The 732-nt window shown below is 74.3% G+C and carries 1 protein-coding gene and 1 pseudogene; one reads left to right on the top strand and one right to left on the bottom strand.

What is annotated here, in order from left to right; genetic code table 11:
• On the bottom strand, positions 1–259 hold a 259-nt coding region (locus tag D8M29_RS12895), incomplete at its 3' end, for a siderophore-interacting protein (RefSeq protein ID WP_174233384.1).
• Positions 260–460: 201 nt separating this feature from the next.
• Here D8M29_RS12895 and D8M29_RS12890 point away from each other — a divergent pair.
• Positions 461–732 (top strand): annotated as a pseudogene (locus tag D8M29_RS12890) (hypothetical protein); the annotation flags it as partial.

The raw sequence follows: 732 nt of genomic DNA, 5'->3' as shown, positions 1-732 counted from the left end.
TGCGGCGCACCGTGTAGGTGCGGCGGACCGGCAGCTGCTCCGGGGCGAGGCGCTCGCGGAGGGCGTCCAGGTCGTACGGGGGCTCGAGGCCGAGCGCGGGGTCGGCGAAGAGCAGCTTCACGTACTGGTCCGTGGCGCCCTTCTCCGCCCAGCGGGCGTGGACGGCGTCGAACTGCTCGCCGCCGAGGGTCAGGCGCACGAGGTGCGGGGTGAGCCGGCGGGCGGCCACCACGGTGAGGACGGTCTGGGGCCGGGCCATGCGGGCCTCCTGGGATCGGGGCGGGGTCTGCGCGGGCGCGCGTCCCCCACTTTCCCACGACGAGGCGGATTAGCGCACGTCAGCGTGTTGTTTTCCGCGGCCTCGGGGTCAGCGGAACCGGGCCCCCCGGTGGTCCTCGGGCAGCAGCGCTCCCGCGCCGGCCGGGGCCGGGGTGGCGCGGCGCGCCCCTAGGCTGTGGGCGTGCGTCTCGTCCTGCTCGTCCTGCTCTCGCTGCTGAGCCAGCAGCTCGGCGCGTCCGTGGCGGGCCTGCTGTTCGACGACGTCGGCGCGTCCGCCATGGTCGCCCTGCGCGTGGTGTTCTCCGCGGCCGTGCTGCTGCTCGTCACCCGGCCGAGCCGCGCCGCCCTCGCCGGCCTGGGCCCCCAGATCGGAAGAGCGTCGGGTAGGGGAAGAGGGGCTTGGCCTGTGGAGATCGCGGTGGGCGCCGTCGCATTAAAAAAAAAAATGCCAGA

The sequence above is a fragment of the Micrococcus sp. HSID17227 genome (assembly GCF_003989405.1).
Taxonomy (GTDB): Bacteria; Actinomycetota; Actinomycetes; order Actinomycetales; family Micrococcaceae; genus Micrococcus; species Micrococcus luteus.
Note: the sequence above shows the minus strand (reverse complement) of the source record. Positions and strands in the feature narration are given on the sequence as shown.